Consider the following 12,789-nt stretch of genomic DNA (forward strand, 5'->3'; position numbering starts at 1 on the left):
ACCTTTCACCGGAGCAGGTAGGGCATGTTGACCGTGACGGCTCCGGTGGGACAGCGGGCCGCGCACGGGCCGCAGTACCAGCACTCGTCGACGTGCATATAGGCCTTGCCGTTGCTCTCGTCGATGGCGAGGGAGTCCAGCGGGCACATGTCCACGCACAGGGTGCAGCCGTCGATGCACTTCGACTCGTCGATGGTCACGGGCACGTCGGCCCGCTGGGGCGCCAAGGGCATGGCTGTCTCCAGGAAGGTCCTACAGGGGGGCGGAACTGAGGGCAGGGGTACGGCGGCCCGCTACGACCGGTGCAGCAGGCCGCTCATGGTGATGCGGTCGCCGCGGAAGCGGATGAACTCCAGGTCGACGGGGCGGCCGTCGGCGAGGTGGGTGAGGCGTTCCAGCATCAGGACGGCCGAGCCGCGGGGGGCTTCGAGTACGGCGGCGGAGTGGGTGTCCGCGTTCACCGCCTCCAGGGTGATCTCGGCGTGGCCCAGGCGCCGGCCGGTGATCGTCTCCAGCAGGCGGAAGACGTCGGTGTTCTCCAGGTCGGCGCCGAGCAGGGCCGTGCCGAGGTCGAGGGTGCCGAGGGCCAGGGGGATGTAGGTGAGGTCGAGGGAGAGGGGGAGGCCGTTCAGGCGGCGCAGACGTTCGATGTAGAGGACGTCGGTGCCGGGTGGGAGGTGGAGGCGGTCCGCCACGGGGGTGGGGGCGGGGGCCGGGCCCATGGTGCGGACCTCGTTGGTGACCGTGCCGTGTTCGCGGAGGGTTTCCGCGAGGCCCATCAGACGGTCGAGGCCGTGGGGGTACTTCTGGCCGACGACGACGGTGCCGACGCCGGGGGAGCGTTCCACGAGGCCTTCGGCCCGCAGGAGGTCCAGGGCCTCGCGGACCGTGTTGCGGGTGGCGCGGTAGTCGGTGGCGAGGGCGGACTCGTGGGGGAGGGTGCCGTTCTCGAAGCCGTCGGTGAGGAGTTGGCGGCGGAGGAGATCGGCGAGCTGCCGGGCCTGGTCCGCGCGCAGCCGGCGCCGCGCGCGGTGGGCGGCGACGGTGGTCGCGCCCTGGCCGGCGTGGTCCCGGATGCGGTCGGTGGGTGGCATGTTTTGAACCATACCGAGATGGTGGGGAAAGGAATGTTGCGGGAATGTTGCGCCATGTGAGGGGGTGGCGATCAGAGGGTTGAGCTGGGGTTTTGCGGGGGGTGTGAGGAAGATCTGCCACCCGGGTGTCCAAGGAGTGGGAACGGCGTGCCGGTGGCTGGGACGCGTCGCCGTTGCCGTCGCGCGGGGGCCGGGCGGGGCCGGGCGGGGGTGGGGTCCGCGGCTCGGCGGTTGCGAGGCGCCGCCTGCGCCCACCCGTGCCGCTCCCGCTCCCGTGCCGCTCCCGCTCCCGTGCCGCTCCCGCTCCCGTGCCGCTCCCGTGCCCCTCCTACTCCCGCCCCCTGATCCGCCCCGTCACCTCGCCCAGCCCCACCCTCGTGCCGCCCGGTCCCGGGGCCCAGGCCGTGAGGGTCACCTCGTCGCCGTCCTCCAGGAACGCGCGCTTGCCGGTGGGGAGGTCGAGCGGGTCCCGGCCGTTCCAGGTCAGCTCCAGCAGGGAGCCGCGCTGGCCGGGGGCGGGTCCGCTGACCGTGCCGGAGCCGTAGAGGTCGCCGGTGCGCAGGGAGGCGCCGTTGACGGTCATATGGGCCAGTTGCTGGGAGGCGGTCCAGTACATCGTGGAGAACGGCGGCTCGGAGACGACGTGACCGTTGACGGCGACGGTGATGCGCAGGTCGTAGCCGCCGGGGTCGATGTCCGGCGCGGAGTCGTCCAGGTAGGGCAGCAGCGTGTGCGTGCGCTCCGGCGGAGCCACCCGCGCCTCGTCCAGGGCGTCCAGCGGGGTGATCCAGGCCGACACCGACGTGGCGAAGGACTTCCCGAGGAACGGTCCGAGGGGCACGTACTCCCAGGCCTGGAGGTCCCGCGCCGACCAGTCGTTGAGGAGGCAGACCCCGAAGACGTGGTCGCGGAAGTCCCCGAGCCCCACCGGCCGCCCCTGTTCCGTGGGCGTGCCCACCACGAACCCGACCTCCGCCTCGATGTCGAGCCGCACGGACGGGCCGAACACGGGCGCCGGGTCGGTGGGCGCCTTGCGCTGCCCGGACGGCCGTACCACCTCGGTGCCGGAGACGACAACGGTGCCGGACCGGCCGTGGTAACCGATGGGCAGATGCTTCCAGTTGGGGGTCAGCGGGTCCGGTGAGTCGGGCCGGAAGATCTTTCCCACGTTCCGCGCGTGGTTCTCGGAGGCGTAGAAGTCGACGTAGTCGGCCACCTCGAAGGGCAGATGGAGGGTCACCTCGGACAGGGGGTGGAAGTGCGGTGCGATCGTCTCCCGGTGGGAGGGCACCGTCAGCCAGGCCGTCAGCGCCCGGCGCAGGTCCGACCAGGCCGTGCGCCCGGCCGCCAGCAGCGGGTTGAGCGTGGGGTGGGCCAGCAGCGCGGCGTACGGGGAACCGAGGGCGCGAGCCGCCGCCGCGGCGTCCAGGACATGGTCGCCGAGGCGGACACCGACCGTACGGGCGGCGGAACCGCCGTCGGAGGAGGCGTCGGAACCGGCGGTGGAGAACACCCCGTAGGGGAGGTTGTGCGGACCGAAGGGGTGGCCCTCGGGGACATCGAAGGGGGGCATCGGGTGGTGCCTCGCTCTCGTGCTTCCGTCGTTTCCTCTGGTCGCGCCACACGTTACGGGCAGGCGCGAAGATCGGGGAGTGTCTAAAGAGTTCGTAATGTCCTGATAGGGGAGGGTCGGAAGGGAAGGTTCCGGCTTAGCGTCCTCTGGGGGACGCGGACGGGGTGGGTCCGGGTCCGGTAGGGGGGACACGTGGGGGGACCCGTGGCCAGGGGTACTTGGGGTGCGCCGGTACAGGCGGACCGAAGCGTTCCGGGGCTGGTGGTGAAGCTCGGCGACTATCCGCTGCACCATGGCGGAGTCGGGGCCATCCGCAGCCTGGGCCGGCTCGGCGTGCCGATGTACGCGATCACGGAGGACCGGTACACACCGGCGGCCGTCTCGCGCTATCTGCGGCGCGCGTTCGTCTGGCCGACCACCGGGACGGAGGAGCCCGGGTGGCTGGTGGACGGCCTGCTGCGCATCGGCCGGCGGATCGGCCGGCCGACCGTGCTCATACCCACCGACGAGGAGGCCGCGGTGCTCATCGCCGAGCACCAGGAGGAACTGGCGACCCGGTTCCTCTTCCCCCGCGTCGACGGGAAGCTCCCGCGCAGGCTCGCCAGCAAACAGGGGCTGCACGAACTCTGCGTGGAACACGGCATCGCCAGCCCGGTCAGCTCCTTCCCGCAGTCGTACGACGACGTCGAACGGTTCGCGCGGCGGGCCCGCTTCCCGGTGGTGGCCAAGAACCGGGAGGCGTTCGAACGGCGCAGGCAGCCCGCGGTGAACGGCACGACCCGCATCGCCGACCCGGAGGGCCTGCTGCGGCTGGCCCGCGGCTGGGGCGACCGCCCCGGGGTGATCCTCCAGGAGTACCTGCCCCGGGAGGAGGCCGAGGACTGGATCGTGCACGCCTACTTCGACGCGGACTCGACCCCGCTCGCGATGTTCACCGGGGTCAAGGTGCGGTCGTGGCCGCCGCACGCGGGGATGACGGCGAACGCGTACGTCGTCGACAACCCCGAACTCGCGGACATCGCGGCCCGGTTCATCAAACAGATCGGGTTCACCGGGGTCATCGACCTCGATCTGCGGTTCGACCGCCGGGACGGGCGGTACAAGCTGCTCGACTTCAACCCCCGGATGGGCGCGCAGTTCCGGCTGTTCGAGAACGAGGCCGGGATCGACGTCGTCCGCGCCATGCACCTCGATCTGACCGGCCGGCCGGTGCCGGAGGGGGAGCAGCTCGCCGGGCGCCGGTACATCGTGGAGAACATCGACCTCCCGGCGCTGCTCGCCTACCGGCGCAGTGGATACACCACCCCGCACGCGCCGGCGCGCGCGAGCGGTACGGAGCTGGCGTGGCTCGCGGGTGACGACCCGCTGCCGTTCCTCACGATGCTCGCGCGCTTCGTGCGCCCGGGTGCGAAACACCTCTACCAACTGTGGCGCACCAACCGCCTCGGCAACGCCCATGTGCGCCCCTAGCCACCGCCCCTCTGCCACCCGCAGAACCCGCAGACCCGCAGAACCCGCAAGCAGTCACATGTGAACCGCGCGAAGTAGGAACAGAACGTCCTGGGGAGGGACTTCGTGATTCAACCGGTAGCAGTCATCGGCGCCGGGCCGTTCGGTCTGTCCACCGCCGCGCACCTGCGCGCGCACGGCATTCCCGTCCGTGTCTTCGGTGAACCCATGGTGAGCTGGCGGGACAACATGCCCGCCGGAATGCTTCTGAAGTCGACCCCGGCGGCGTCGAGCATCGACGCCCCGCAAGCCGGGCACACGCTGGCCGACTACTGCGACGCGGCGGGGATCCGGCGGCTGGTGACGGACGAGGACATCATCCCCGTCGAGACGTTCATCGCCTACGGGGAGTGGTTCCAGCAGCGGCTCGTGTCCGAGCTGGAACGGGTGCGGGTGGTGTCGGTGGACCGCGGCAAGGGCGGCGGCTTCGAACTGAAGCTGGACTCGGGGGAGTTGTTCGCGGCACGGGCCGTCGTCGTGGCGAGCGGGCTGTTCGGGCTGGCGCATCTGCCGCCCGAACTGGTGGGCGCCGCCGCGGACGGCCCCACCCCCGCGGGGCCCGTCTCGCACAGCTCCCAGCACGCCGACCTCGGCCGGTTCAAGGACAAGGACCTGATCGTGGTCGGCGCGGGACAGTCCGCCCTGGAGACGGCGGCCCTGGCGGCCGAGGCCGGCGCGCGGGTGCGGGTGGTGGCGCGGGGGAGCGGGGCCGTGGCCTTCGGCGCGCCCCCGTGGAAGCAGCCGCGGCTGCGCCCCGAGTCGCCGTTCGGCCGGGCCTGGTCGCTGTGGGCGCTCAGCTACTACCCGCACCCCTACCGGTATCTGCCCGCCGACACCCGGCACTACCTGGTCCGCCGGGTGCTCGGGCCGCTCGGCGCCTGGTGGTTGCGCGAGCGGTTCGAGGGGCGGGTCGAGGTGCGGGAGGTGGCGCGCGTGGTGCGCGCCGGGGTCGTCGACGGGCGCCCGCACGTGGTGGTGCGCGAGCACGACGGGCGTACGGCGGAACTGGGCGCCGATCATGTCATCGCGGCGACCGGGTACCGGGTGGACCTCGGGGCGATGGGGTTCCTCGGGCACGAGCTGCGTACGGAGTTGGGGGTGAGCCGGGGGGCGCCGGTGCTGGGGGCCGGGTTCCGGTCGTCGATACCGGGGCTGTACTTCACGGGGTTGCCCGCGGCGGCCTCGTACGGGCCGGTGATGCGCTTCGTGTGCGGGACGGAGTTCGCCTCGCCCCGGCTGGCCCGGCATCTGGCCGCGGCGCACGGGTGAGGGTTCCGGGGTGAGCTCGGGTGGGGCGGTGCGTCGCGGGGTGCGGGTCGTTCGCGGCTGATCGCGCCCACGCGGCGGAGCCGCATGTCGATACAGCCCCGCGTCCCTTTCACGGCCTGCGGCCGAATCAAGGGCGGCGGAGCCTCCGCTTCGCTGAACTCGCGTTCGGGCAAAGGAGGTTGACGTACGGGGGCGGTGGGGTGGTCGAGGGGCCGGACGTCGTCCGGTTCGCGTCGAACCGATGGGGCGTGGCATCCGTATTCTCTGATCATGGCCGCTCCCACCGCATATTCACTCATCGCCACTGACCTGGACGGAACGCTCCTGCGCAGTGACGACACGCTCTCCGACCGGTCCCTCGCCGCGCTGGCGCGGGCCACGGAGGCCGGTGCTCAGCACCTCGTGGTGACGGGACGGCCGGCGCCGAGAGTGCGCCCCCTCTTCGACGACCTCGGCAGCAGGGGGCTCGCGGTGTGCGGACAGGGCGCGCAGTTGTACGACCCCGGCGCGGACCGGCTGCTCTGGTCCGTCACCCTGGACAGGGAACTCGCGGAGACCGCGCTCGGCAAGATCGAGGCGGAGGTCGGACAGGTGTACGCGGCTGTGGACCAGGACGGGGTCGACGGCCTCACCCTGATCGAGCCCGGCTATCTGATGCCGCACCCCACGCTGCCCGCCGTCCGCGTGCCGCGCCGGGACGACCTGTGGTGCGAGCCGATCAGCAAGGTGCTGCTGCGCCATCCCTGCCTGTCGGACGACGAGTTGGCCTCGGCGGCGCGGATGGCGGTGGGTTCGCTGGCGACGGTGACCATGTCGGGGCCGGGCACCGTCGAACTCCAGCCATGCGGTATCACCAAGGCGACGGGCCTGGCCCTGGCCGCCGACCATCTCGGGCTGACCCCGGAGCGGACCATCGCCTTCGGGGACATGCCCAACGACATCCCGATGTTCGACTGGGCGGCCCACGGCGTCGCCATGGCCAACGCCCACCCCGAACTCAAGGCCGTCGCCGACGAGGTGACCCTCTCCAACGAGGACGACGGGATCGCGGTGGTGCTGGACCGGCTCTTCCCCTGAACGGGGCGTCGAACAGGGCGTTGAACGGGGCGTTCCCCTGGGCCCGCCGGCCCAGGGGAACGAAGGTGGAGCGTGGGGAGCCGTGGGGCTCAGTACGCGCCGAACACGTTGTCGATCGAGCCGTACCGGTCGGCCGCGTAGTTGCACGCCGCCGTGATGTTGGCGACCGGGTCGTACGGGTCGTACGGGGTGCCGGAGACGTGGTACGCGGCGAACGTCGGGTCGATGACCTGGAGCAGGCCCTTCGACGGGGTGCCCGCGGCGGCGTTGGAGTCCCAGTTGTTGATGGCGTTCGGGTTGCCCGAGGACTCACGGATGATGTTGCGGTAGATCCCGTTGTATGTCCCGGGAATTCCCTTTTGCGCCATGATGTCCAGCGACTCGCGGATCCAGCCGTCGAGGTTGTTCGCGTAGGTCTTGACCGAGGCCTGGGTGGCCGTCGCGGTCCCGGCGGACTTCGTGGTCGACGCCTTCGAGGCCGTGGCCGCCTTCGCGCCGTTCAGCTTGAGCTTCAGGCCCGGGCGGATCAGGGCCGGGTTGTCGCCGATGGCCGCGCGGTTGTCCTTGTAGAGCCGCTGCCAGCCGCCCTTGGTGTCGTGCTTGCGGGCGATGGAGGACAGGGTGTCCCCGGAGACCACGGTGTACGTCGTGGGCTTGGCCTTCGCCGCGGCGGGCGCCGACTGCGGGGCCGCCTGGACGGAGGCCGGGGCCTGGGCCGGGGTGGCGGCGCTCGCGGTCGTGGCGAGGGTGAGCGGGAGGGCCAGCACGGCCCCGCCCGTACCGGCGGCGAGGATGCCGCGGGTCAGCGCGTTGTTTCTGATACGACGGTGTTTGCCTCGTGCGGGCATGGCGGATTCCTCTCCGTCGCCTGCGAGGTGAGCTGTCGGGTTCGGGCTGGAGATGCCCGGCCGTGCGCGTCGTCCCGGTGGCCGCTGTGCGTGCCGCGTCCATCGGGCGTACTGCGCGTGGCTTCACCCCGAGCCGGTCCGGTGGGGAAATCTCGGACCGGCGCTTACCTGGGTCCCCCGCTCCTGCCGTGCGTGGATGAGTGGTGATGGGTGGGGAGTCCGGGGCGGCGGCAGGATTCGGCGGTCCGTCCGGACGGGGTGTGAACGTATGCGAGAGCACACGATCGGAACAAGTCCCGGTATGGCGGTTTGGTCTATTTGACCTTGAGTTTGATGTGATTCGGTGGCAATTGGCGATACGGGATTCCGGGTCAACTTGCCTACAGCAAAGGGAAAGTCGGCGCATCGGCGAAAGGTTGCGTCGAGGGCGGTGGGTGACTCAACTCACGGGAGGAGTCGGATGAAGGGCGCACTATGCGGCAAAACGGTCAACTCGGGCCGGGTGTTCGCGGGCGTCCCCGGGGGCCGAGCGGGTACCCGGGACGGGCCGTGCGCCGGTCCCGCGCCGGGTCGCGCACGGGTGCCGTACGCGCGTCGACGCGTGGGCCCTCGTGGTGATCGAAAGGTGACCGGATACGCTGACTCGGGTGATGACAGCGACAGATCGACAATCTTTGTCATCGATCGTGAGAGCGACCCAGACCGACCGTGTGACCGTGTGACCGTCAGTGGACGTCAGCAGACAGGAGAACCCTCGTGACCGTCGTCGAGCCGTTTGGGCTGAGCGCGCGGGACCAGGCCCTCGAAGCCGATGTCCAGGCCGGAATGGCGGCCGTCGAAGAGGGTCTGCTGGAGGCCACCAAGAGCGAGGTCCCCTTCATCCAGGAGGCCGCCCAGCATCTGCTGCGGGCCGGCGGGAAGCGGTTCCGGCCGCTGCTGGTGATGCTCGCGGCACAGTTCGGCGACCCGTACGCGCCGGGTGTCGTGCCCTCGGCGGTGGTGGTCGAGCTGACCCACCTCGCCACGCTGTACCACGACGACGTGATGGACGAGGCCGAGGTGCGCCGGGGCGTGCCGAGCGCCAACGCCCGCTGGGACAACTCCCTGGCCGTGCTCACCGGTGACTTCCTGTTCGCCCGCGCCTCGCACGTCCTCGCCGACCTCGGCCCCGACGCCGTCCGCATCCAGGCCGAGGCCTTCGAACGGCTGGTCACCGGACAGATCCTGGAGACCGCGGGCCCGCGCGACGGACGTGACCCGATCGAGCACTACCTCGATGTGCTGGGCGGCAAGACCGGCTCGCTGGTCGCGGTCGCCGGGCGGCTCGGCGCGCTGATGGCGGGCGCCGACGAGACCGTCGTCGATGTGCTGACCCAGTACGGGGAGCGGCTCGGCATCGCCTTCCAGCTCGCGGACGACTACCTCGACATCGCCTCCGACTCGCACGAGTCCGGCAAGACCCCGGGCACGGATCTGCGCGAGGGCGTGCCGACCATGCCGGTGCTGCGGCTGCGCGAGCAGGCGGGGCGGCTGGCGCTGCCGGACGACCTCGCCCTGTGCGAGCTGCTCGACTCCGACCTCACCGACGACGCCCGGCACGCCGAGGCGCTGGCCCGGCTGCGCGTCCACCCCGCGCTGGAGCGGGCCCGCCGCGACACCATCCGCTACGCGGAGGAGGCCCGGGCCACGCTGGCGCCGCTGCCGGAGTGCGACGCGAAGGCGGCACTGGTGGAGCTGTGCGACGCGGTGGTCCACCGCGCCGGTTAGACACCCCCGCCCGCGCCCGGCTGGGCATCCCCTGCCCGGTCGGGCATGCCCGTCCCCGTTCCTGCGGCACCTCCGTCCCCGTCCCTCGGGCCCGTACGCGGCCCCGGACACGGACTCCGCCGGCGGCGTCCGCCCCGACGACCCCTACGGGTCGGGGGTGGGCGCCGCCGCTCCATGTCATCCCGTAGCAGTACACGGAGTTGAGCCCCGAGTCTGACGATTCCCTCCGGCCGATTTGGTCAGATGGGTATCACCACTCCTCACCGATTCGGGTGAGAATGGCGGCACCGACAGACGCCGCCGCCGACGACGGAGGTAAGGCACACATGGCACCGTACGAAACCGACGACAGCGCCCGGACCGGTGACGCCGCCGCGCTCGCGGCCGAGGCCGAGGAGACGCGCTCGGCACGGCGACGCAAGGCCGCGCGGTACGTCGTCCCGGTCACCGTGCTGGGCGTGGCCGCGGCGACCATCGGGCTCGTCCCGGCCTTCGCCGGCTCCGGTGACCCCGATCTGCCGAAGATCAGCGCACAGGAACTCATCGAGAAGATCGCCGCCTCGGACGTCCAGCAGGTGTCCGGCACGGTGAAGATCACCACGGATCTGGGCCTGCCCGACCTGGGCGGTCTCGTGGACGGCCTCGCCTCGCAGGCGCCCTCCGGGGGCGACGGCTCGGCCGCCGACCCCTCCGCCAAGCTCCTCGAACTGGCCACCGGCACCCACACGTTGCGGGTCGCCACCGACGGCCCCGACAAGCAGAAGCTCTCGCTGCTGGACGACGCCGCCGAGTACAGCGTCATCCACAACGGCGACGACGTATGGGCGTACGACAGCGCCTCGAACGAGGTGTACCACGCGACCGAGGCCGGCCCGGCGGGCGAGAGCGCCAAGGGCGGCAAGGGCGGCGACGGCAAGGACCGGCCGGCGCCGGAGGACGTGCCCGCCACGCCTGGGCAGCTCGCCGAGGAGGCCCTGAAGGCCGTCGACGAGACCACGTCCGTGACCGTCGACGGGACCGCGCAGGTCGCCGGGCGGGACGCGTACAAGCTGGTGATCAAGCCCAAGCAGTCCGGTTCCACGGTCGGGGCGATCTCGATCGCCGTCGACGAGAAGACGGGCCTGCCGCTGAAGTTCACGCTCACCCCGGCGAGCGGTGGCGCGGCCGTCGTGGACGCGGGCTTCACCGAGGTCGACTTCGGCAAGCCGAGCGCCTCGACGTTCGACTTCACCCCGCCGAAGGGCGCGAAGGTCACCGAGGCCGACGAGGTCGAGAAGTCGGGCCGCCACGAGTCCGGGTCCGGCGAGTCGACGTTCGAGGGACCCGGCAAGGGCGGCAAGGGCCACAAGGGTTCCGGGGCGTCCGAGGAGGAGTTCGCGAGCGGACTCGACGGGCTGAAGACCATCGGCAAGGGCTGGAGCACGATCGCCGTGATCGACGGCGGCGGAGAGGGCGGCCTGCCCACCGGCGGCGACTCCTCCGGTTCCTCCGGCGACGCCCGGGTCGACGGGTTCCTGAACTCCCTCGGCGACCAGGTCAAGGGCGACTTCGGCTCGGGTACGGTCTTCAAGACCCGGCTGATCAACGTCCTCTTCACCGACGACGGCACGGTGTACGCGGGCGCCGTCACCAAGGACGCCCTGGTGAAGGCGGCCGACGAGGCGAAGTAGCGGCAGCGGGCCGGCAGACCGGCGGCAGGAAGCGGCAGGAGACCGGCCGGTGGGCCGGGGCGGCGAGGTGCCGCTCCGGCCCACCGGGCGTACCCGAGGGGAGCCATGAGCGACGCAGCCATCCACACCCAGGGGCTGACCAAGACCTTCCGCGGCGGTCAGGTGGCCGTGGACCATCTGGAACTCACGGTTCCCAGCGGCAGCGTCTTCGGCTTCCTCGGCCCGAACGGCTCGGGCAAGACCACCACCATCCGCATGCTGATGGGCCTGATCGAGCCGACCTCGGGCACGGCCCGGGTCCTCGGCCGGCCCATGCCGCGCTCCGCCCGGGCCGTCCTCCCGCACGTGGGCGCGCTCATCGAGGGCCCCGCGCTGTACGGCTTCCTCTCCGGCCGCGACAACCTGCTGCGCTACGACTCCGCCGACCCGACCGCCGACCCGCGCACCCGGCGTACGCGGGTCGCCGCCGCGCTCGACCGGGTCGGGCTCGCCGCCGCCGCGGGCAAGAAGGCCAAGGCGTACTCGCTGGGCATGAAGCAGCGGCTCGGCCTCGCGGCCGCCCTGCTCCAGCCCCGCCACCTCCTCGTCCTCGACGAGCCGACGAACGGGCTCGACCCGCAGGGCATGCGGGAGATCCGGGCGCTGGTACGGGAGTTGGCGTCCGACGGCACCACCGTGTTCCTCTCCTCGCACCTCCTCGACGAGATCGAGCAGGTGTGCACCGATGTCGCCGTCATGGCGAAGGGCAGGCTCCTCACCCAGGGCCCGGTGGCCGAACTCGCCGCCGGTGCGCGGGGGCGCCTCGTCGTCACCACCCCCGACACGGCGGACGCGGCCCGGGTGCTCAAGGAACAGGGCGTGGCGGACGTGGCCGTGACGGACGGGGACGGGGACGGGGACGGGGACCGGGTGACGGCCGAACCGCCGCCCCCCGACCGCGACCTCGCCGAACTCACCGCCGCACTGGTCACCGCGGGAGTCCGGGTCCGCGGCTTCGCCCTGGAACGTGCCTCCCTGGAGGACGCGTTCGTGGCGCTCACGGGGGAGGGCTTCGATGTCGCGGGCTGAGACGGACGGAACGGCCGTGTCGACCGGGACGACCGGCGTGGCGGCGGCGGCCCGGGAACCGAGCCCGCTGTGGACCTTCGGCCTGTTCCGCAACGAACTGCTCACGACCTTCCGGCGATGGCGGACGCTCGCGCTGCTCGGTGTGCTGGCGGCGGTGCCGATCCTCGTCGGGATCGCGGTGCGGATCGAGACGGGTGACGGGTCCTCGATGGGCGGCGGACCGGACGGCGGGGGAGGGGGCGGCCCCGCGTTCATCGCGCAGATCACCAACAACGGCCTGTTCCTCGTCTTCACGGCCCTGGCCGCGACGCTCCCCTTCTTCCTCCCGATGGCCGTCGGTGTGATCGCCGGGGACGCGATCGCGGGCGAGGCGAACGCGGGCACCCTGCGCTATCTGCTGGTCTCGCCCGCCGGCCGGACCCGGCTGCTGCTCACCAAGTACGCGACGACCATGACGTTCTGCCTGGTGGCGACCCTCGTCGTGGCGGCCTCCGCACTGGCGGTGGGAGCGCTGTTGTTCCCGCTCGGCGATCTGACGACGATCTCCGGCACCCGGATCAGCTTCGCCGAGGGCCTGTGGCGGGCGCTGCTGATCGCGCTGGCGGTCGCCGTGTCACTGACCGGGATCGCGGCCCTCGGGCTGTTCGTCTCGACCCTCACCAACAGCGGTATCGCCGCGATGGCCACCACGGTCGGGCTCCTCATCACCGTCCAGATCCTCGACCAGATCCCCCAGCTCGACGCCCTCCACCCCTACTTCTTCTCCCACTACTGGCTCTCCTTCGCCGACCTCATGCGCGAGCCGGTCTACTGGGAGGACCTGCAACGCAACTTCGGTCTCCAGGCCCTGTACGCGGCGGTGTTCGGGTCGGCGGCCTGGGCGAGGTTCACGGCGAAGGACATCACGGCGTAGC

11 protein-coding genes are annotated in these 12,789 nt (G+C 71.8%); 7 read left to right on the top strand and 4 right to left on the bottom strand.

Annotated elements, in window-relative coordinates:
* Nucleotides 1-5 precede the first annotated feature (5 nt).
* The 3 genes from J8M51_RS37660 to fahA all read right to left on the bottom strand — a co-directional run bounded on the left by J8M51_RS37660 (nt 6) and on the right by fahA (nt 2,667).
* Nucleotides 6-233: a 4Fe-4S dicluster domain-containing protein gene (locus tag J8M51_RS37660; RefSeq protein ID WP_010986276.1), complete on the bottom strand. Its 228-nt coding sequence runs from the start codon at nt 231-233 to the stop codon at nt 6-8.
* A gap of 60 nt (nt 234-293) precedes the next feature.
* A complete protein-coding gene (locus J8M51_RS37665; protein WP_216591633.1) occupies nt 294-1,094 on the bottom strand; it encodes a GntR family transcriptional regulator in 801 nt (266 codons plus the stop codon).
* A 328-nt stretch (nt 1,095-1,422) separates the two neighbouring features.
* A complete protein-coding gene (gene fahA / locus J8M51_RS37670; protein WP_267299846.1) occupies nt 1,423-2,667 on the bottom strand; it encodes a fumarylacetoacetase in 1,245 nt (414 codons plus the stop codon).
* A 192-nt stretch (nt 2,668-2,859) separates the two neighbouring features.
* On the opposite strand from fahA, the gene J8M51_RS37675 reads away from it, so the two are divergent.
* The 3 genes from J8M51_RS37675 to J8M51_RS37685 all read left to right on the top strand — a co-directional run bounded on the left by J8M51_RS37675 (nt 2,860) and on the right by J8M51_RS37685 (nt 6,522).
* Nucleotides 2,860-4,137 (top strand): ATP-grasp domain-containing protein, encoded by a 1,278-nt coding sequence (locus tag J8M51_RS37675; RefSeq protein WP_398857674.1) that lies wholly within the window; start codon nt 2,860-2,862, stop codon nt 4,135-4,137.
* Nucleotides 4,138-4,242: 105 nt separating this feature from the next.
* The gene (locus tag J8M51_RS37680; RefSeq protein WP_086763067.1) at nt 4,243-5,445 is read left to right on the top strand and encodes an FAD-dependent oxidoreductase; all 1,203 of its coding nucleotides are present in this window, start codon (nt 4,243-4,245) and stop codon (nt 5,443-5,445) included.
* Between the two features lie 270 nt (nt 5,446-5,715).
* Nucleotides 5,716-6,522: an HAD family hydrolase gene (locus J8M51_RS37685; RefSeq protein WP_086763065.1), complete on the top strand. Its 807-nt coding sequence runs from the start codon at nt 5,716-5,718 to the stop codon at nt 6,520-6,522.
* 89 nt (nt 6,523-6,611) lie between these two features.
* Here the strand turns inward: J8M51_RS37685 and J8M51_RS37690 are convergent, their stop codons facing one another.
* Entirely contained in the window at nt 6,612-7,370 is a 759-nt protein-coding gene (locus J8M51_RS37690; RefSeq protein ID WP_086763063.1) for a LysM peptidoglycan-binding domain-containing protein, read from the bottom strand.
* A 756-nt stretch (nt 7,371-8,126) separates the two neighbouring features.
* Between J8M51_RS37690 and J8M51_RS37695 the strand changes: the two genes are divergently transcribed.
* The 4 genes from J8M51_RS37695 (at nt 8,127) to J8M51_RS37710 (ending at nt 12,788) form a co-directional block, all read left to right on the top strand.
* On the top strand, nt 8,127-9,137 hold the full coding sequence (locus J8M51_RS37695; protein WP_086763061.1) for a polyprenyl synthetase family protein: 1,011 nt from the start codon (nt 8,127-8,129) through the stop codon (nt 9,135-9,137).
* Between the two features lie 326 nt (nt 9,138-9,463).
* Nucleotides 9,464-10,807 carry a LolA family protein gene (locus J8M51_RS37700; protein WP_086763059.1) on the top strand — a complete coding sequence of 448 codons (1,344 nt, stop codon included), beginning with the start codon at nt 9,464-9,466 and terminating at the stop codon, nt 10,805-10,807.
* A 105-nt stretch (nt 10,808-10,912) separates the two neighbouring features.
* Entirely contained in the window at nt 10,913-11,875 is a 963-nt protein-coding gene (locus J8M51_RS37705; RefSeq protein ID WP_086763057.1) for an ABC transporter ATP-binding protein, read from the top strand.
* Nucleotides 11,862-12,788 (top strand): ABC transporter permease, encoded by a 927-nt coding sequence (locus J8M51_RS37710; protein ID WP_086763055.1) that lies wholly within the window; start codon nt 11,862-11,864, stop codon nt 12,786-12,788. The genes J8M51_RS37705 and J8M51_RS37710 overlap by 14 nt, the downstream gene beginning before the upstream one ends.
* Nucleotide 12,789 lies beyond the last annotated feature (1 nt).

The sequence above is a fragment of the Streptomyces griseiscabiei genome (assembly GCF_020010925.1).
In the GTDB taxonomy this organism is placed as follows: domain Bacteria; phylum Actinomycetota; class Actinomycetes; order Streptomycetales; family Streptomycetaceae; genus Streptomyces; species Streptomyces griseiscabiei.

What these genes read in the sequence shown, in the direction of transcription:
- fahA (WP_267299846.1), bottom strand. Translation starts at nt 2,667, where the DNA reads ATGCCCCCCTTCGATGTCCCCGAGGGCCACCCCTTCGGTCCGCACAAC.
- J8M51_RS37710 (WP_086763055.1), top strand. Translation starts at nt 11,862, where the DNA reads ATGTCGCGGGCTGAGACGGACGGAACGGCCGTGTCGACCGGGACGACC.
- J8M51_RS37690 (WP_086763063.1), bottom strand. Translation starts at nt 7,370, where the DNA reads ATGCCCGCACGAGGCAAACACCGTCGTATCAGAAACAACGCGCTGACC.
- J8M51_RS37660 (WP_010986276.1), bottom strand. Translation starts at nt 233, where the DNA reads ATGCCCTTGGCGCCCCAGCGGGCCGACGTGCCCGTGACCATCGACGAG.
- J8M51_RS37685 (WP_086763065.1), top strand. Translation starts at nt 5,716, where the DNA reads ATGGCCGCTCCCACCGCATATTCACTCATCGCCACTGACCTGGACGGA.
- J8M51_RS37705 (WP_086763057.1), top strand. Translation starts at nt 10,913, where the DNA reads ATGAGCGACGCAGCCATCCACACCCAGGGGCTGACCAAGACCTTCCGC.
- J8M51_RS37665 (WP_216591633.1), bottom strand. Translation starts at nt 1,094, where the DNA reads ATGCCACCCACCGACCGCATCCGGGACCACGCCGGCCAGGGCGCGACC.
- J8M51_RS37700 (WP_086763059.1), top strand. Translation starts at nt 9,464, where the DNA reads ATGGCACCGTACGAAACCGACGACAGCGCCCGGACCGGTGACGCCGCC.